17 protein-coding genes are annotated in these 19,629 nt (G+C 40.8%); 13 read left to right on the top strand and 4 right to left on the bottom strand.

Annotation, left to right across the window (positions count from 1 at the left end):
• Window positions 1-127: 127 nt before the first annotated feature.
• The 4 genes from apbC (at window position 128) to VCASEI_RS08290 (ending at window position 5,125) form a co-directional block, all read left to right on the top strand.
• Complete coding sequence (gene apbC, locus VCASEI_RS08305; protein ID WP_086960964.1) at window positions 128-1,228, top strand: iron-sulfur cluster carrier protein ApbC; 1,101 nt, start codon at window positions 128-130, stop codon at window positions 1,226-1,228.
• Window positions 1,229-1,526: 298 nt separating this feature from the next.
• Window positions 1,527-2,168 (top strand): uridine kinase, encoded by a 642-nt coding sequence (gene udk / locus VCASEI_RS08300; protein ID WP_086961219.1) that lies wholly within the window; start codon window positions 1,527-1,529, stop codon window positions 2,166-2,168.
• A 55-nt stretch (window positions 2,169-2,223) separates the two neighbouring features.
• The gene (dcd, locus tag VCASEI_RS08295) at window positions 2,224-2,805 is read left to right on the top strand and encodes a dCTP deaminase (RefSeq protein ID WP_086960966.1); all 582 of its coding nucleotides are present in this window, start codon (window positions 2,224-2,226) and stop codon (window positions 2,803-2,805) included.
• Window positions 2,806-2,944: 139 nt separating this feature from the next.
• Complete coding sequence (locus VCASEI_RS08290) at window positions 2,945-5,125, top strand: AsmA family protein (RefSeq protein WP_089110189.1); 2,181 nt, start codon at window positions 2,945-2,947, stop codon at window positions 5,123-5,125.
• A 133-nt stretch (window positions 5,126-5,258) separates the two neighbouring features.
• On the opposite strand, the gene cobO is transcribed toward VCASEI_RS08290, so the two are convergent.
• From cobO to rne, 3 genes are all read right to left on the bottom strand, one after another.
• A complete protein-coding gene (gene cobO, locus VCASEI_RS08285; RefSeq protein ID WP_089110188.1) occupies window positions 5,259-5,858 on the bottom strand; it encodes a cob(I)yrinic acid a,c-diamide adenosyltransferase in 600 nt (199 codons plus the stop codon).
• 162 nt (window positions 5,859-6,020) lie between these two features.
• Window positions 6,021-7,580: a SulP family inorganic anion transporter gene (locus tag VCASEI_RS08280; protein WP_086960971.1), complete on the bottom strand. Its 1,560-nt coding sequence runs from the start codon at window positions 7,578-7,580 to the stop codon at window positions 6,021-6,023.
• Window positions 7,581-7,898: 318 nt separating this feature from the next.
• Window positions 7,899-10,928 carry a ribonuclease E gene (gene rne / locus VCASEI_RS08275; protein WP_089110221.1) on the bottom strand — a complete coding sequence of 1,010 codons (3,030 nt, stop codon included), beginning with the start codon at window positions 10,926-10,928 and terminating at the stop codon, window positions 7,899-7,901.
• 648 nt (window positions 10,929-11,576) lie between these two features.
• Here rne and rluC point away from each other — a divergent pair.
• Window positions 11,577-12,536 carry a 23S rRNA pseudouridine(955/2504/2580) synthase RluC gene (rluC, locus tag VCASEI_RS08270; protein WP_089110187.1) on the top strand — a complete coding sequence of 320 codons (960 nt, stop codon included), beginning with the start codon at window positions 11,577-11,579 and terminating at the stop codon, window positions 12,534-12,536.
• 3 nt (window positions 12,537-12,539) lie between these two features.
• Here rluC and VCASEI_RS08265 read toward each other — a convergent pair whose 3' ends face one another.
• Window positions 12,540-13,127: a Maf family protein gene (locus tag VCASEI_RS08265; RefSeq protein WP_086960975.1), complete on the bottom strand. Its 588-nt coding sequence runs from the start codon at window positions 13,125-13,127 to the stop codon at window positions 12,540-12,542.
• A 181-nt stretch (window positions 13,128-13,308) separates the two neighbouring features.
• On the opposite strand from VCASEI_RS08265, the gene yceD reads away from it, so the two are divergent.
• From yceD to fabF, 8 genes are all read left to right on the top strand, one after another.
• A complete protein-coding gene (gene yceD / locus VCASEI_RS08260) occupies window positions 13,309-13,833 on the top strand; it encodes a 23S rRNA accumulation protein YceD (protein ID WP_089110186.1) in 525 nt (174 codons plus the stop codon).
• Window positions 13,834-13,876: 43 nt separating this feature from the next.
• Complete coding sequence (gene rpmF / locus VCASEI_RS08255) at window positions 13,877-14,047, top strand: 50S ribosomal protein L32 (protein ID WP_017025198.1); 171 nt, start codon at window positions 13,877-13,879, stop codon at window positions 14,045-14,047.
• A gap of 9 nt (window positions 14,048-14,056) precedes the next feature.
• The gene (gene plsX / locus VCASEI_RS08250; protein ID WP_086960979.1) at window positions 14,057-15,082 is read left to right on the top strand and encodes a phosphate acyltransferase PlsX; all 1,026 of its coding nucleotides are present in this window, start codon (window positions 14,057-14,059) and stop codon (window positions 15,080-15,082) included.
• A 5-nt stretch (window positions 15,083-15,087) separates the two neighbouring features.
• Entirely contained in the window at window positions 15,088-16,038 is a 951-nt protein-coding gene (locus VCASEI_RS08245; RefSeq protein WP_089110185.1) for a beta-ketoacyl-ACP synthase III, read from the top strand.
• Between the two features lie 57 nt (window positions 16,039-16,095).
• Window positions 16,096-17,022, top strand: a complete 927-nt coding sequence (gene fabD / locus VCASEI_RS08240) for an ACP S-malonyltransferase (RefSeq protein ID WP_089110184.1) — start codon at window positions 16,096-16,098, stop codon at window positions 17,020-17,022.
• Between the two features lie 62 nt (window positions 17,023-17,084).
• Entirely contained in the window at window positions 17,085-17,819 is a 735-nt protein-coding gene (gene fabG / locus VCASEI_RS08235; RefSeq protein ID WP_089110183.1) for a 3-oxoacyl-ACP reductase FabG, read from the top strand.
• A gap of 182 nt (window positions 17,820-18,001) precedes the next feature.
• Window positions 18,002-18,235, top strand: a complete 234-nt coding sequence (acpP, locus tag VCASEI_RS08230) for an acyl carrier protein (protein WP_004406112.1) — start codon at window positions 18,002-18,004, stop codon at window positions 18,233-18,235.
• Window positions 18,236-18,328: 93 nt separating this feature from the next.
• On the top strand, window positions 18,329-19,573 hold the full coding sequence (gene fabF, locus VCASEI_RS08225; protein ID WP_089110182.1) for a beta-ketoacyl-ACP synthase II: 1,245 nt from the start codon (window positions 18,329-18,331) through the stop codon (window positions 19,571-19,573).
• Window positions 19,574-19,629 lie beyond the last annotated feature (56 nt).

The raw sequence follows: 19,629 nt of genomic DNA, 5'->3' as shown, positions 1-19,629 counted from the left end.
GCAGGCCATGACTCCAAGAAGTGCAAGGTTTGAATTCAATGATATTTTTCATCAATATACCCAAATAGTTCTGGTTCAATGGCGAAGATGCTAGGATTAGTTTATTCAACTCATGATTTGAGGTCTTATGTCTCTATTTTCTTCGTATTCATCATCAGGTGCTTCGTTACCGTCTTCTGTGTTAAGTCAGTGGCTTAATCAATTTGAACACCCACAGTTAATCCCACAATGGGCTGATACGGCGGGGTTAGTTTCTGTGTTAGCAGATGGCAGAGTTCAAATCCGATTACCTTTTTATGGGCAAGGTTTACAAGGCCAACTTCAGTCCTGGATTGATGTTCAAAAAAAAATTCATGACGATTTGCCTGAAATTGTCGTTTGTACCCAAGTCAAAACAATGAAAACGCCTCACGGGAATCCTGTGAAAGGAGTAAAAAATATTATTGCGATCACGTCAGCCAAAGGCGGGGTTGGTAAATCAACCACGGCCGTCAATTTTGCATTAGCATTGCATAAATTAGGCGCTAAAGTTGGGTTGCTTGATGCGGATATTTACGGGCCTTCCGTTCCACTTATGCTGGGTACAAAAGGCAGTAAACCAAAGGTAATTGATAACAAATGGATGACTCCAATTGAAGCGCATGGGTTGTTTACTCATTCAATTGGCTATCTTGTGGATGAAAGTGATGCTGCGGTTTGGCGTGGGCCAATGGCGTCAAAGGCATTAGCGCAGATTCTAAATGAAACATTATGGCCTGATCTAGATTACCTTGTGATTGATATGCCACCGGGTACGGGCGACATTCAATTAACTCTGTCACAGCAGATTCCTGTTACTTCTGCACTTATTGTGACGACTCCCCAAGATCTTGCACTTGCGGATGCAATTAAAGGGGTGAATATGTTTGATAAGGTCGGTGTTCCTGTCTTAGGCATTATTGAAAATATGAGTTACCACATTTGTTCTAACTGTGGGCATCATGAAGATCTTTTTGGTCATGGCGGTGCTGAAAAAATGTCACAACAAATGGATCTGGCTCTGCTTGCTCAAATTCCTCTTCACATCGATTTACGGGCCGATATCGATAATGGTTATCCTACGGTTGCGGCCAAACCAAATAGTGAATATGCACAAATTTATATTGAGTTAGCGGCCCAAGTTGGTTGTCGCCTATTCTGGCAAGGTGAGCCAGCGTCTGATGCGATTATGTTTACTGACGTCACATAACGGAGTCATTTACACTTCGCGATACTTACTATAGATAAAAAGAATGTACTTATTTTCTTGGTACTCTTTTTATTGCTGGGGTTAAAGTGAATAATCATTTTTAGTCGTTGATGCTTACTTTTTCTACATGGATGATTTTATGTGCTGAAAAGTCGCTTATTTTTCTACTTTTTATCGTCGATTAGGTGTATTGGAAACTCCCTTTTTGATGCATAAAGGTATATAATCAGGCGGTTTATTTCCCCTCTGGGGGTCCTGTTATTATTGAGCTTGGGTGCTTTACATGTCAGAACAACGAATGCCTGAAAAAAACAAATGCGTCATCGTAGGAATCGCCGGCGCATCGGCATCAGGGAAGAGCTTAATTGCGAGCACCATATATAAAGAATTACGAGCAAAAGTGGGTGATCATCAAATTGGGGTGATTACTGAAGATTGCTATTACCGTGATCAAAGTCATCTAAGTATGGATGAAAGGGTAAAAACCAACTATGACCACCCAAGTGCGCTTGATCATGATTTATTGTGTGAGCAACTTGAACATCTTGTGAAAGGTGAGTCGGTGAATATTCCTGAGTATAGCTATTCCGAACATACTCGGACTGAAAATACGACGTTAATGACACCTAAAAAAGTGATCATTTTAGAAGGCATATTATTACTCACAGAACCGCGTTTACGAAATCTAATGCACGCCTCTGTTTTCATGGATACACCGCTAGATATTTGTCTGCTACGCCGTGTGAAACGTGATGTTGAAGAACGCGGACGCACTATGGATTCAGTATTGAAGCAGTACCAGAAAACTGTTCGTCCAATGTTTATGCAATTTATTGAACCATCTAAACAACACGCTGATATTATTGTCCCTCGGGGCGGTAAAAACCGCATTGCTATTGATGTATTAAAAGCACACATTGCGAAATTACTAAAATCATAATATGGCTATTTTTAAGAGCTTTGTGCTTTGCAAAGTGACTTTAGGAGATTGAATTGTGAGATTGTGCGATAGGGATATAAAAAAATATTTGGCAGAAGGAAAAATAACCATCACGCCAGCTCCGTCGGAGGAAAGTATTAGTGGTTTAACTGTCGACGTACGGTTAGGTCATAAGTTTAGAGTATTCAACGATCATAGTGCGCCATATATTGATTTGTCGGGTAAGAAAGAGCAAGTGACAGCTCAACTTGAAAAAGTAATGAGTGATGAAATTGATATTTCAGATGATGGAGAATTTTACCTTCATCCTGGCCAGTTAGCTTTAGCTGTGACTCATGAATCGGTTGATTTACCTGCCAATATTGTTGGTTGGTTAGATGGCCGTTCGTCGCTTGCTCGCTTAGGCTTAATGGTGCATGTAACCGCACATCGTATTGATCCTGGCTGGTCTGGGCGTATCGTTCTTGAATTTTATAATTCTGGTCGTTTACCTCTTGCCCTTAAGCCGATGATGCCGATTGGCGCATTGAGCTTTGAAGTTTTATCAGGTGATGCAGATAAGCCGTATAACAAACGTGATAATGCCAAATATAAAAATCAACAAGGTGCGGTAGCAAGCCGCATAAATGAAGATTAAAGGTTACGTAGAATAGCTGTGTTTGGGTATTCGCCTCAGCACAGCTTTAATTTATCTATATGACTCGCCTTACCAAACTGAAGTAGGGTTTGCTATATTATTAACGTTACTTCCTGTCATATTTTGTGCGAGGGATCCCATGAAAAAAATACTCATAATTATCTCTATTCCTATTGCTGCTATTTTGATTGCCATTCTAGCGTTAGTTCTGTTTGTTAATCCAAATCAATTTAAGCCACTTATTATCGAACAAGCGAAAGCTCAGACTGGATTTGATCTTGTCATTGACGGTGATATTAGTTGGAGCTTTTTCCCGCATATTGGATTTAGCATTGGCAAGACTCAAGTTCTTAACCCAAATGGTTTCAAGCAGGATCAAGTGGTAAAAATTGACGATGCGGCATTAGATATTTCGGTGCTACCTTTACTCGAGAGAAAGCTTGATATTGGTAATGTCACATTAAATGGTGCGGATATTTTTATTCAAACACTAAAAGATGGCCGTTCTAATTTAGATCTTGTTAAGCAATCGGTTGAAGAGAATGCAATTAACGGCACTTCTCCAGATGCTAGTGTTCCTGCTCAGCCAGATTCAACGAGTGTTAGTGGAACCAGCGAAGGATTAGATTCTCCATGGCAAGTAAGTTTAGCGGGTATTACCGTTAATAATGCTAAATTGCAAATGCTTGATGATAAAAATGGTTCTGATTTGTCCCTTTCTGATGTTAATTTTGCATTATCTGAATTTAAATTTAATGAATGGAGTAAAGCTGAATTCAATATCAAAGGAAAAAATAACCAACAGATTTTTTCCGCTGCTGGTGACACTGAATTTAAAGTATCCACAGATTTGACGGATTATGAACTTCAAAAAACACAAATTGAAGCCAAATTTAAAGATGTTTCAACTAACATTGAAAAATTGACCTTCAATTTAGACACTTTTAAGTCTGATTATGCAAATAACATGGAAGTAGGTATAAAAGGTCAAGTTTCTAACATGAATATTGATCTGAACCAAACGGCATTGTTGACCGTGAACAAAGAAATATCATCAGTTCGTTTAGATAATATGACAGTAAAAGGGAAGATTGACGGTAAAGCATTACCATTGAGCCCGATTGCGATTGATATGGTATCAAATGTGAGCTTTGACCTCACAAAGCAATATTTGAATATTGCATTGAAGAAGCTTGGTATCAACGAGTTGGTATTTGATGGAAGTTCTCAAGTTAGTCTTGCTTCAACCATCCCTAAAGTAGAGTTTGATTTACATAGTCCTGAAATCAACGTGGATGCGCTCTTAAAGCAAATGGATAGTGGTAAGTCTTCAAGCGAACCAAAGTCTACAGGTAAAGTGACAGCTAAAACGGATAGTAATACGGTACAAAATGAACCTGATTTAACCGTGACACGTACTTTGGATGTTAAGGGTAAAATTTCAATTGATAAACTGACAGCCAGTAATGCAAAAATGCAGAATGTAGTCACTCAATTTACCGTCAACAGAGGTGTGATTGATTTGCAGCAACTTGCCGCTAATTTATATGACGGCTCTGTTAGTGCTAAGGCTCGTATTGATGCGCGTAAAAATATACCCACTTATACTCTTGGCAGTGAAGTAAAAGGTGTGAAAGTGCAGCCTTTACTTAAAGATATTGCGGACATGGATTTTGTTTCAGGTACCGGGAATATTAAAGCGGATCTTACCGGTCGGAGCTTAATTACTGATAAAGCGAAACAAAATCTTGCGGGTGTGATTAACATTAACTTTGCGGACGGATCACTTTATGGTGTCAACGTCGCGCATGAGATTAGAGCAGTACAAGCCATTTTTAACGGTAAAAAAGCCGAAGCTGATACGGTGAAGAAAACAGATTTCAGCGCCTTAACCACGACAATGAATTTATCAAAAGGCGTAATGAAAACCAATAACTTGGCATTGCAATCACCTTTATTACGTATCTTAGGAAATGGTGAAGCAAATTACGTGAATGAAACCGTTGACTTCTTGGTGAAAACATCGATTGTAGGGACGCTAAAAGGTCAAGGTGGTAAGGATACCAACGATCTAAAAGATATTACCCTACCTATCAGTATTAAGGGTTCGTGGACTGAGCCTAAGATTCGCCCTGATTTAAACGCGGCTTTAGATGAACAAACAAAGCAAAAAGCCAAAGAAAAAATTGATGAAGCGAAGGGAAAAGCAAAAAAAGAAGTGGATAGAAGCATTGATAAATTATTAGGTGGGAAAGATTCTGATAAGAATGATGATGTAAAAAAAGCTGCTGGTGATTTACTCAATAATTTATTTAAGTAATCACTTAACCTATAAAATGTGAAGTGATCAATTAGCGTTGGACATTTCTGATTAGCTGCTTTCAGGCCTGATTTCGGTATTTTACCGGAGTCAGGCTTTTTAATATAAAGCATCCTGACTCCTTTTTGAATATTTACCAATCAACGCCTTTTAATGCTTTGACTCCAGCGTCAAAAGCATGTTTTACATTCCTTACTTCAGATACGGTATCGGCGGCTTCTATTAAGCGGCGATGGGCAGCCCGGCCTGTTAATACTACCGATTGCATTTTTGGCCGTTGTGATAAAGCCTCTAATACCTCATCTAAATCAATATAACCATAAGTGACCATATAGGTTATTTCATCCAATAAAATAACATTGAGGGAATCATCTTTAAGCATACGTTTACACTCTTGCCAGATTTTTTGAGCTGCTAATGTATCGCCTTCTTTATCTTGAGTTTCCCATGTAAAACCTGTCGCCATGACTTGAAATTCAACGCCAAGTTTTTCTAATAGATTTTTCTCACCGTTGTCCCATGTTCCTTTGATGAACTGAGCTACTGCACAATTAAAACCATGGCCAACTGCACGTGCAATCGTGCCAAATCCTGCGGTAGTTTTCCCTTTACCATTACCAGTAATGACAAGTATGAGGCCTTTTTCTTCTTGAGCGGCTTCGACTCTTTGATCTACCTCTTGTTTGATTTTTTGCTGACGTTCTTGGTGTCGATCTTGTTTTTGTTGTGCCATAGATAGATTGTCCCATATCAGAGTTTTTTAGATGATAGCGAAATAAGAGCAGTTTAAATACGGATAAATGATAAAGAAAAGAATTTTAGGTATGACAGAAAAACGAAAGCCCAACATTGAAGTTGGGCTTTAGCATTGGAAAGACGATTGTAAGATTGAAAGTTAATCGGCTAGTAAATTATCAATGACTTTATACGTTGGATCTTCTTTCACGTTTATTTCGACTAAGCTACCCGCTTTATGCAGAAGCGTTTTGCAATCTTGACTCAAGTGACGTAAATGAAGTGTTTTACCTAGCTTCGTGTAGCGATCGGCAATGGTTTCAATCGCTTCAATGGCGGAGTGGTCGACAACTCGCGATTGACTGAAATCTACGATTATATCCATAGGGTCATCTGCGGCATTGAATAATTCGGTAAAGTTAGCTGCTGAACCAAAGAAAATAGGGCCATTAATTTGATAAACTTTAGATCCTTCTTCGTTAATGTTAGTTACTGCATTGATGTGTTTTGCATGCTGCCAAGCAAACATTAAAGCAGAAGCAACAACACCAACACCGACAGCAACGGCAAGGTCAGTCATAACGGTTACGATAGTGACCAGTATAATGATAAAGAAGTCTTGTTTTGGTACTCGGCGAGCAAGCTTAAAGGTTGCCCATTCAAATGTGCCAATGACAACCATAAACATTACACCGACTAAAGCAGCGAGTGGGATCATTTCAATCCATGCGGCTGTGAACAAGATAAAGCAAAGTAGAGCTATAGCGGCAGTAATACCAGAAAGACGACTGCGTCCACCAGAATTAATGTTGATCATCGATTGGCCTATCATTGCGCAGCCACCCATTGCACCAAACATAGAACACGTTAAGTTACCTAGCCCTTGCCCAATACATTCGCGATTACCTTTACCGCGAGTATTGGTCATTTCATCGACAACCGTGAGTGTTAATAATGATTCAATCAAGCCAATAGCGGCAATAATCAAAGCGTATGGGAAAATGATTTGTAAGGTTTCTAAATTAAATGGAACAGCTGGAATTGAAAATGTTGGTAATTCACCAGCTAAAGTCGCATTCACATCACCAGACATGGTGCGAAGAAAGTCCACGACCGTGCGGGTATCCAAATTAAATATTTGCGTAATGGCTGTGACGGCAACAATAGCGACTAATGAAGAAGGAACGGCTTTGGTCAGTTTAGGTAAAAAGTGAATGATAGCCATCGTTAAGGCCACAAGGCCTAACATAATCATCATTTGTCCTTGTGGTAACCAATTCATAACACCATTCATATCAGGTGACTTGAACTGGCTTAATTGAGCCATAAAGATAACAATCGCCAAACCGTTAACAAAGCCAATCATGACAGGATGAGGAACAATACGGATAAATTTTCCTAGCTTTAATAAACCAGCGAGGATTTGAATGGCACCAACTAATAAAACAGCAGCAAATAGATACTGCACTCCGTGAACGGCAACGAGGCTGACCATAACAACGGCAGTTGCACCGGTTGCACCCGAAATCATCCCTGGGCGGCCACCAAAAATGGACGTCATTAAGCCCATAATAAAAGCGGCATACAGGCCAATCATTGGATCAACTCCAGCCACAAAAGCAAAAGCAACGGCTTCAGGTACTAGGGCAAGGGCAACCGTTAAACCGGACAGCACATCATTTTTAATAGATTGGCTAGATATTTGTGGAAATTCGAACATGGGTACTCAGTTAATAGTAAAGGAATAATGGCTTATACCAATTAAATAAAGTGGAAGTAATACAAGCAGTAAAGCCAGTATAAAAAGGCATCAACGTCTAATCGGTAAAAAGCACGTGTAAAATTGTTGACGGATGTTACAGAATGGTTGAAAAAACTGCAACTGCTTCTGCAAGCTGAATTCTAAGAAACCATAAATGCAATATTCACGGTATAATTAATCGAACTGGTGATGATCGCTGTTGTGCTCTAGCGTATTTACAAAGAAAAAATAAGGCCACATTATGTGGCCTTATTTATATTAGGGTAACAACTATATTTAGTCGCTTAATGTTTTTGACATGCCAGAAGATGACTGTCCAGAAGCCGCTTGGCTACCGGCTGATTTCCCAGAAAACTCAACGTAACGGAAAGAGGCGGCAACAACAGTGATTTCATTTAATTTACCAGTACCTGATGCTTTTGCCATCGGGGCACTTACGTGTGATTTCACTTGTAATGCATTTGCCTTTGTCGCTTTCGGAGCTGTAATTTTCGCTTTAACTTCTGCTTTTTTAGTTTCCGTTACTTGCGTAATTTCTGCTGAAAGAACAACTGGCTCTTCTATCGTTTTATTTACATTTACATCAGCATTGGCTTGGACATCAGTTTCAGCATGAGTGATGGATTCGTTTGATACTGTCTCTTCAATCTCGACCGCTTCAATGTGTTTTTCAGTTACAGCAGGGATATTGGCTGCTGCAATGTTCGTTTGATCCGCTACTTTCACATCATCGTGTTGTCGTTTGTCTTCAACTACTTCTGATCTTTGTGTATCGACAAAGCGAGAGATGATGATTTTTCCCATAGACATTTCAGGGAAAGCAAAACCACCAAGAGCTACTGGTTCTTTTTTAGGCGCTTCAACTGATTCTGTCACAGCTTTTTCTTTGTGTGTGTTTTTTTCTGGCGGCACATATTGAGGCCAAACTTTACCCATCGCCATTTCTGGTGATGCTACACCGCCAGTGCGGAGACGGTACGGGTTAGGGCGACGATCACGAGTACGACGACGACGTTGACCGCTTGCACGAAGATGACGTGGTGAACGGCGATTACGACGTTGTTGGCCGTCTTCTTTCTCTGATGTATCGACTTCAGGAACGGTGTTCGCTGTATCTTCAGCAATCACTAGCTCTTGAACGGCCGTTTCTTCAGCTTCTGTAACCTGTTCGCTCACACGTACCTTTTTCTTCATTTGACGACGTTGGCGACGTTGCTTAATTTGAACGGTTTTTTCTTCATTCGAAGCGATTTCAGGCTTAACTGTTTGTGCTTCAGCGGCAAGTTGTTGGCCTTGTTCTACAACTTTTGATGTTGTTTTACTTGGCTTCTTGTCTTGTTTTGGCTTGCGTTTTTTCTCGTTACGGATTTCAGCTTGTGGTGCCTTTACTTCCGTTTGTTGTTTATCTTCGAGTGTTTCTGTACGAGGTTTACGACGTTTACGCTGCTCATTGCTTCTTTCATTGCGGTCACGATTATTACGACGACGGTTATCGCGTTGCTGATCATTGCGCTGGCGATTTTGTGTCGCAGGAGCTTTATCTTCAGTTGACGTGACTTCGTCAGCTTTATCATTTGAGCCAAATAAGAAGTTACCGATGGCTTTAAAAATACCGCCAATCCCCGATGATTCAGATTGTTTCTCTATTGTTTGAGTTTTTGCAGTAGGGGCTGCTGTTGGGGTTGGAGCAGGAGCACTAGATGGTGCAAAGCCTTTCAGCATAGGTTCTTCGATACGACGAGGCTTAAGATCTGAAACAACAGGTTCTTTGCTTTCTGCTTCTTTAAATGCTTCGATACGTTGAGGCATTAGATAAGACAAAATTTGATGTTCTTCACCATCACGTAAACGAACGACTTCAAAGTGAGGTGTTTCCATATCAGCATTTGGTACAACAATGATGTTTACATCTTGATGTTTTTCAATATGCTGAATTGACTTACGTTTTTCATTTAATAAGTAGGACGCAATCGATACAGGAACAACGGCCAGTACTTGTGAACTATTATCTTTTAATGCTTCTTCTTCAATTAAACGAAGAACAGAGAGTGCTAATGATTCGTTATCACGTACAACACCAGTACCAGTACAGCGAGGGCAAATATGATGGCTTGCTTCTGCTAATGATGGGCTAAGGCGTTGACGTGACATTTCTAATAAACCGAAACGAGAGATCCGGCCAATTTGTACGCGAGCTCGATCCATTCTTACCGCTTCACGCATGCGAGTTTCTACTTCACGTTGATGACGAACGGGCGTCATATCAATGAAGTCGATAACCACTAGACCACCTAAGTCACGAAGGCGTAATTGACGAGCTATTTCATCCGCTGCTTCAAGGTTGGTATTGAGCGCTGTCTCTTCAATATCTCCGCCTTTTGTTGCACGAGCAGAGTTGATATCAATAGAGGTTAGGGCCTCGGTTGGGTCGATAACAATTGAACCACCAGAAGGCAGGCGTACTTCACGTTGGAAAGCCGATTCAATTTGGCTCTCGATTTGGTAATGACTAAATAGTGGTACATCGCCATCGTATTTTTTAACACGAGAAACGAAATCTGGACGAACCAATTGGATATGATCACGAGCTCGTTCATAAATGGTGTTGCTATCAATTAAGATTTCACCAATATCACGACGTAGATAGTCACGGATAGCACGTACAATAACGTTACTTTCTTGATGAATTAAAAACGGTGCAGACTCAGTCTCAGAAGCTTCTTTTATCGCTCCCCAGTGTTTTAATAGGATGTTTAAATCCCATTCAAGCTCTTCAGCACTTTTACCAACGCCAGCAGTACGGACAATCAAGCCCATGCCTTGTGGTAATTCAAGAGTACTTAATGCTGCTTTTAATTGAGTGCGTTCATCACCTTCAATGCGGCGAGAAATACCACCAGCACGAGGATTATTTGGCATAAGAACTAGGTAGCTACCTGCTAAAGAAATAAAGGTAGTTAATGCAGCACCTTTTTGACCACGTTCTTCTTTTTCTACTTGTACGATAACTTCTTGGCCTTCTTTTAGAACTTCTTTAATGTTCGGACGGCCTTGATAGGTGTAACCAGCAGGGAAGTAGTCGCGGGCAATTTCTTTAAGAGGGAGGAAACCGTGACGGTCAGCACCATAGTCTACAAATGCAGCTTCTAAACTTGGTTCAACACGTGTGATACGGCCTTTATATATGTTAGCTTTTTTAGATTCATGTCCAGGACTCTCGATGTCTAAATCAAACAGTTTCTGACCATCAACTAATGCGACGCGCAACTCTTCTTTTTGAGTTGCGTTGATCAACATTCTTTTCATTTTAAATTCTCGTTGTTTTTCTTCGTGATAATTGCTTATCGCTTTTGTCGTATCAAAGGTGCCAGATCCCATGGCTTTGGCTGCAGCCTCACGGCTGTATAGGGGATGCTCTGGGGCACGATAGCTACCAAACACTCATACCTGTCTTATTTGAAACCGTTAATGAACCGTTTCAATTACTTTGGGTAGAACAAGAGTGCCTGGTCCGATTCTAGTCGGTATTACTTCTGCATTGATAACGTGAGTAGGCGATAAGTTGATCTTCTTCGGTGGTGTCTTACGCCTAATGCGGCACAACGGTAGGAAGCGTTCTACTCATAATCGCAAATGGATGACATTAAATTTGCATAGAAAATGTTCAATACAACCATTGCAGCTGTGAACTATAGCAGTGAGAAGAAATATCAGCAATCAGCTTTGTTGCAAAGTACATAAATAAATAGGAAAACCTGTGGTTAACTTTATATTTAATTTCAATTAAATGGATATTCATGAAAGGAAAGTTATTTAATTTTCATGTTCTTATGTGATTTTCTGTTTCGATTTTATACACTTCTGTTAGAAATCTGTACGTGGGGGATAAAAGCAAGGGTATAATTTTGAGATTGTTATCACACTCACCTAGATTTGAATGCTAGAATAGCAACTATGACTGATATTAAAACTGAAGTGAAATTTGTTGATATTGATGCTGATATGGCAGGACAAAGAATAGATAATTTTTTGCGCAATCAACTTAAGCAAATCCCAAAAAGTATGGTGTATCGCATCTTGCGTAAGGGAGAAGTACGCGTTAATAAGAAACGTGTAAAAGCGGAATATAAATTACAAGCAGGGGATATGGTACGCATCCCCCCTGTACGTATTTCATCTGAAGAAAATGCCGCGCCAATCAGTACTAAATTAGATAAAGTATCTGAATTAGAAAGTTGTATTATATTTGAAGATGACAGCTTGCTGATTTTAAATAAACCATCAGGTACGGCGGTGCACGGTGGAAGTGGTTTGAAATTTGGAGCTATTGAAGCGCTAAGAGCGTTACGCCCTGATGCCCGTTTTCTCGAATTAGTGCATCGTATTGACCGCGACACGTCGGGCATTTTATTAGTTGCCAAAAAACGATCTGCTCTACGTCATTTACAAGCTCAATTTCGCGAAAAAACTGTGCAAAAGTATTATTTTGCATTAGTCATGGGTGAGTGGAAATCAAGCTGTAAAGTGGTGAAAGCACCATTATTAAAGAATGAAGTAAATAGTATCGTTCGAGTTAACCCAAATGGTAAACCGTCCGAAACACGCTATAAAATTTTAGAGAAATTTAGCCAAGCAACATTGGTTCAAGCCAGTCCTATTACTGGCCGGACCCATCAAATTCGAGTTCATTGTCAATATACTGGGCATCCTATTGCGTGGGATGATCGATATGGTGACAGACGTTTTGATGCTTATACGCGACAAATGGGACTCGATCGCTTATTTCTCCATGCAGCCAATATTAAGTTTGTTCATCCGGCCACAGAAGAATCTATGGATATTTCGGCACCGATGGAATCGAAATTAGAGCGAGTATTGCTAGCGTTGAGAAAATACAAGAATGAGGCGCAATAGCGATTAAAGAACGTTGACTCCCTGTTTTTTGAGCATATCAATTAAGGTAATAAGCGGTAACCCAATTAATGCATTCGGATCTTTACCTTCTAAACGCTCAAATAATGCAATGCCAAGGCCTTCACTTTTAAAGCTGCCAGCGCAGTAGAGAGGTTGTTCTTTATCGACGTAATTTTCTATTTGTTGTTGTGTTAGTTGTCGGAAGTGTACGGTGAAGGTATCGAGTTCTACGTCTGTCGTTTGATTGAAAGAATTAAAAATTGCGATGCCAGTATAGAAAGTGATGGATTTTCCCGAAGCTTGCTGCAGTTGTCGTATAGCATTTTTTCTATTTAGAGGTTTACCGATAATTTGTTGGTCGATAACACAAACTTGGTCGGAGCCAATAACTAAGTGAGGTTTATCGTCATTTAGTAAGCAAGATTCGGCTTTATTTTTGGCTAAACGTAAGACGAGTGATTGCGCTGATTCGTTGATGAAAGGCGTTTCGTCACAATTCGGGTTCTTAGCCTCAAATGGAATAGATAGTTTTTCTAATAATTGTTTTCGATAAATAGAAGTTGAGGCTAAAATTAATTGAGTTTCAATCATGTCTATCTCTTGGCATCAGAATTTAATTTAATAAGTGATACAGTAAACCAATTGTCTAGAGACGTCATTGATATTTACATGTAATGACTTTCAACATACAAAAATAAGCGAGTAAGAGAAATGCAAGTTTTTTGCCTTTTTCTTTGACTAAATTCATTTTGGAGGATAATATTCGCGCCCTATGCAAAAGGTAAAAATACCGCGTACAGTAGACCCGGCAAAATCTGCTCAAAAACGCTTAGGTTATCAAGGTATAATCCAAGTTAGTTTATTAAAGCGACTTGCAGAGTTCACTGAAGGCGTCAAACGCGACGCAGAAGTTACATTGTCCTTTGAAATGGATGAACAACGATTAGTCGTTATCTCTGGTAAAGCTAACGTCGAAGTCGATTTAGAATGTCAACGCTGTAATGAGATATTCGCGCATTTGTGCGAAGTTGAATTCACTACTACTCCTGTTTACAGTGAGAAGAGTGAACAAGACGCACCAGAAGAGTACGATTTGGTAGATCTGAACGAGTACGGTGAGTTGGATCTGATTAAACTAGTGGAAGACGAGTTCATTCTAGAATTACCTCAAATTGCAATGCATGACGAATCTGAATGTAGCGTACAATCAAACAATATGGTGTTTGGGGATCTTCCCAAAGAAGTTTTGGAAGAAAAACCGAATCCATTTGACGTTTTAAAAAATTTAAAGCGCTAGTGCTAATTTAAGCAGTAGAGTTTAAAAACGAAGGAGTAGGGTCATGGCCGTACAAAAGAGCAAAAAATCACGTTCAATGCGTGGCATGCGTCGTTCACACGATGCGCTAACAACTAGTGCATTATCTGTAGACGCAACTTCAGGTGAAACTCACCTACGTCACAACGTGACTGCTGACGGTTACTACCGTGGCAAAAAGGTTATCAACAAGTAAGGTTGACCTTTGCAAACTATTACCGTTGCACTTGATGCAATGGGCGGGGATTTTGGTCCTCGCGTAACAGTGCCTGCCGCCGTGCAGGCATTGTCACATTTCCCAGAGCTGAAAGTTATCCTGGTTGGTGATCGTGAACAAATTACGTATCAACTGACATATCTCGGATTTACGCCGACCTCTCGTCTCATCATTAAACATAGTGAGAGATCGATTTCTAATTGTGAAAAACCCTCTTTAGCTTTACGAAACAGTGTTGGTAGTTCGATGCGAATTGCCTTAGATCATGTCGCTAATGGAGAGGCTGATGCTTGTGTAAGTGGTGGAAATACCGGTGCCTTAATGGCGTTGTCTAAATTTTTCCTCAAATTATTACCAGGGATTGATAGGCCTGCTTTAGTGAGTGCACTTCCTACTATTTCTGGTAAGAGAACTTGGATGCTTGATCTTGGTGCCAATGTTTCAGTTGATGCTGATACATTATTCCAATTTGCTGTAATGGGGAGTGCTTTAGCGCAAGTCCACATTGAAAAAGCGCCTCGAGTTGCTTTACTTAATGTGGGTGAAGAAGAAATAAAAGGCAATGATTTGGTTAAACGTTGCTCAGAATTGTTGAGTCAGACAAAAGAAATCAACTATTCTGGCTACATTGAAGGAAATCAGCTTTTTTATGACGTTGCAGATGTGATAGTTTGTGATGGTTTCGTTGGGAATGTGTGTCTTAAGTCTTGTGAAGGCGTTGCTCATTTATTCCATCAAAAGCTGAAAAATCATTTTAGCACTTCAACATTTAAGGGTTGGATTGCTCAAAAAGTGTTTTCTCATTTATTTAATGAGCTAAAAACACTGAACCCCGACCAGTATAATGGTGCAAGTTTGCTAGGATTGCGCGGCATTGTTATCAAAAGCCATGGACAAGCGGACTCATCTGCTATCATCAATGCTATTGGTGAGGCGGTGTATGAAGTTAAACAACAGGTCCCAAGCCGTATAAGCGATCGTTTAGAAGCGGTTTTACTCGAGAGGCATTATTAGTCTTCATGAATAGCAAAATTTTAGGAACTGGTAGTTATCTACCGACTCAAGTGCGTACTAACGCTGATTTGGAAAAAATGGTTGATACTTCTGATGAGTGGATTGTCACTCGAACAGGTATTCGCGAGCGTCGTATATCAGCAGATGATGAATCAGTTGCCGATATGGCTTATCAAGCATCAGTCAATGCGATTGAGATGGCTGGTATCGATAAACACGATATTGATTTGATTATTGTTGCGACGACGAGTGGTAGCCATAAATTTCCATCTTCAGCTTGTCAAGTGCAAGCCGCATTAGGTATTAAAGGTTGTCCTGCTTTTGATATTGCTGCTGCATGTTCTGGATTTGTTTATGCCCTGTCTGTTGCTGATCAGCATATTAAAACGGGAATGGCAAAACATGTCTTAGTCATTGGTGCGGATGCCTTATCTAAGACGTGTGATCCGACAGACCGCTCAACCATTATTTTATTTGGTGATGCGGCTGGCGCCGTTATTTTGGGGGCAAGTGAAGAGCAAGGTATTATTTCAACACATCTACATGCTGACGGCCGTTTTGGTGAATTACTCAGTTTGGAAGAGGCTAAGCGTGGAGAATACATTGACTCGTGGCTGCATATGGCCGGTAACGAAGTCTTTAAAGTCGCAGTTACTCAACTGTCTAAACTTGTTAAAGATACATTAGAAGCGAATGATATGGCCAAAACTGAACTGGATTGGCTAGTTCCTCATCAAGCCAATCTACGTATCATTTCAGCCACAGCTAAAAAACTTGCCATGTCACTTGATCAAGTGGTGGTAACGTTAGACCGTCATGGTAATACCTCTGCCGCTACGGTTCCAACCGCATTAGATGAAGCCGTTCGCGATGGGCGCATTCAACGTGGTCACATGCTGTTATTAGAAGCGTTTGGTGGTGGTTTCACATGGGGCTCTGCGCTCGTTCGATTCTAATTGTTAGGTTTATCTACACGATAGGTAAGCTAGATTTTAATTTTAAGGAAATTTTCTATGAGTAAGTTTGCTGTTGTATTTCCAGGGCAGGGCTCTCAAACTGTTGGCATGCTAGCGGAACTTGGCGAACAATATGAAGTTGTAAAAACAACGTTTGCCGAAGCATCAGAAGCGCTTGGTTATGATTTATGGGCCTTGGTTCAAAATGGTTCTGTAGAAGATTTAAATGAAACACACCGTACTCAACCTGCTTTATTAGCTGCATCTGTAGCGATCTGGCGTGTATGGCAAGAAGTCGGTGGCGAGCAACCTCAAATGGTAGCTGGTCATAGCCTAGGTGAATATTCAGCATTAGTGTGCGCGGGCGTTATCGACTTTAAACAAGCGATTAAGCTAGTAGCACTACGTGGTGAACTTATGCAGCAGGCCGTTCCTGCTGGTGTTGGCGCGATGTATGCCATCATTGGTTTAGATGATGATGCTATTGCAAAAGCTTGTGAAGAAGCTGCACAAGGTGAAGTAGTTTCGCCTGTAAACTTTAATTCACCTGGGCAAGTTGTTATCGCAGGTAATAAAGCGGCTGTTGAGCGCGCAGGTGAGCTTTGTAAGGCAGCAGGTGCTAAGCGTGCATTGCATTTACCGGTTTCTGTACCTTCACATTGTGCGCTGATGAAACCCGCCGCGGATAAACTTGCTGAAGCACTAGCGGATATCGAATTTAACGCACCGGTCGTACCTGTAATTAATAACGTAGATGTGATTGCAGAAACCGATCCTGCGAAGATTAAAGATGCGCTTGTTCGTCAATTATATAGCCCAGTTCGTTGGACTGAAGGCGTGGTTGTGATGCATGATCAAGGCGTAGAAAACTTACTAGAGTTTGGACCGGGTAAAGTATTAACTGGTTTGACAAAACGTATTGTAAAAGCCTTGAGTGCACAAGCGGTGAATGATCCAGCTTCTCTCGATGTAGCTCGTGGTTAATACTGATGGCATGGCTTGCGCTGTGCCGAAGTACATATTTTCAGTCATAAAGAGGATTTATAATGAATCTTGAAGGTAAAATTGCACTAGTTACTGGTGCCAGTCGTGGTATCGGGCGTGCTATTGCCGAGCTTTTAGTTTCGCGCGGTGCAACGGTGGTTGGTACAGCGACAAGTGAGTCTGGTGCACAAGCGATTACTGACTACCTTGGAAGTAATGGTAAAGGTTTAGCATTAAATGTAACGGATGCAGATTCTGTTGCTGCTACAATTAAAACCATTAATGAAGAATTCGGTGGAATTGACATTTTAGTGAATAATGCCGGTATTACTCGTGATAACTTGTTGATGCGTATGAAAGATGACGAATGGCAAGATATCATTGATACTAATCTAACGTCGATTTTCCGTTTGTCTAAAGCGGTTCTTCGAGGCATGATGAAAAAACGCTGTGGTCGCATTATCAATGTTGGTTCTGTTGTAGGAACAATGGGTAATGCAGGTCAAGCTAACTATGCAGCTGCGAAGGCCGGTGTGATTGGCTTTACTAAATCTATGGCTCGCGAAGTCGCATCTCGCGGAGTAACGGTAAATACTGTTGCACCCGGTTTTATCGAAACTGATATGACAAAAGCGCTGAATGATGACCAACGTGCTGCTACACTATCTCAAGTGCCAGCAGGTCGATTAGGTGATCCGCGTGAAATAGCATCAGCAGTTGCATTTTTAGCTTCTGATGATGCCGCCTATATTACTGGCGAAACACTTCATGTGAATGGTGGCATGTACATGGTTTAAATTATTTAGAGTGCTTTTTAAACAGCACTTTGCATGATTTAGGTCAAATACGTACCAAATTTCAGTGAAAAACCTGAAATTTGTGGTTTGACCAGCAAGGTCAGACTTGCAACTTTTCAAAGATTGAATAAACTACGGGCAACATCGCATTTAAGCGAACTCTCTGTAATAGGAAAAGAAAAATGAGCAACATCGAAGAACGCGTAAAAAAAATCATTGTTGAACAACTAGGTGTAGACGAAGCTGAAGTTAAAAATGAAGCTTCTTTCGTTGATGATCTAGGTGCTGATTCTTTAGATACAGTAGAGCTAGTAATGGCTTTAGAAGAGGAATTTGACACTGAGATTCCTGACGAAGAAGCAGAAAAAATTACTACTGTTCAAGCTGCTATCGATTACGTAAACAGCGCACAGTAATAACACCCCCAGGCGGTCTCCTTGACCGCCTGAGTTTTATCTTATACCTTCCATCTCTACATTATCTCAATATTAATTTCCGGAGAAAGAATCGTGTCCAAACGTCGTGTAGTTGTTACAGGCATGGGGATGTTGTCACCGGTAGGCAACACAGTTGAATCCTCTTGGAAAGCCCTTTTAGAAGGTCAGAGTGGTATCGTAAATATCGAGCATTTTGACGCTACAAACTTTTCCACTCGCTTTGCTGGTCTTGTAAAAGATTTTGACTGCGAAGAGTACATGTCAAAAAAAGAAGCTCGCAAAATGGATTTATTTATCCAATATGGTATTGCTGCGGGTATCCAAGCATTTAATGATTCAGGTATTGAAATTACCGATGAAAACGCACCTAGAACCGGTGTTGCTATTGGTTCTGGCATCGGTGGTATTGGCTTAATTGAAGATGCCGCGACTTTGTTGCATGAACGCGGTCCGCGTCGTATGAGCCCATTTTTTGTGCCATCAACTATTGTGAATATGATCGCCGGCCATCTTTCTATTATGAAAGGTTTGCGTGGTCCAAATATTGCGATTTCGACAGCCTGTACCACTGGTTTGCATAACATCGGTCATGCTGCGCGAATGATCGCTTATGGTGATGCAGATGCCATGCTAGCAGGCGGTGCTGAAAAAGCCTCTACACCTCTTGCTATGGGGGGGTTTGCTGCTGCTAAAGCACTTTCTAGTCGTAATGATGAGCCTCAATTGGCTTCTCGTCCTTGGGATAAAGATCGTGATGGTTTTGTTCTTGGTGACGGTGCCGGCATGATGATGGTCGAAGAATATGAACACGCTAAAGCCCGTGGCGCAAAAATTTACTGTGAAATAGTCGGCTTTGGTATGAGTGGTGATGCTTATCACATGACATCACCAAGCGCGGATGGTTCAGGTGGTGCTCTTGCGATGGAGGCGGCTATTCGTGATGCAGGCATTACGGGTGACCAAATCGGTTATGTTAATGCTCACGGTACATCTACCCCTGCTGGTGATGTGGCTGAGACACTCGGTATTAAGCGTGCTTTAGGTGAAGAAGCTTCTAAGAAAGTTTTGGTATCTTCAACGAAATCAATGACAGGCCATTTACTTGGTGCTGCAGGATCGGTTGAGGCAATCATTACTGCGATGAGCCTTGTTGACCAAATTGTACCACCAACGATTAATCTAGATAATCCTGATGAAGGTTGTGATCTTGATTACGTTCCACATACTGCTCGCAAAGTCGAAAACATGGAGTACGCTTTATGTAATTCATTTGGCTTCGGTGGCACGAATGGTTCGTTGATTTTAAAACGCATTTAATTCTTTTAAAGCCAGTAATCTGGTGATATTAAAAAAGAATACATTTTATAAAGCGG

This window comes from Vibrio casei (genome assembly GCF_002218025.2).
Classification (GTDB): domain Bacteria; phylum Pseudomonadota; class Gammaproteobacteria; order Enterobacterales; family Vibrionaceae; genus Vibrio; species Vibrio casei.
The sequence above is the reverse complement of the archived record's forward strand: the minus strand, read 5'-3'. Positions and strand labels throughout refer to the sequence as shown.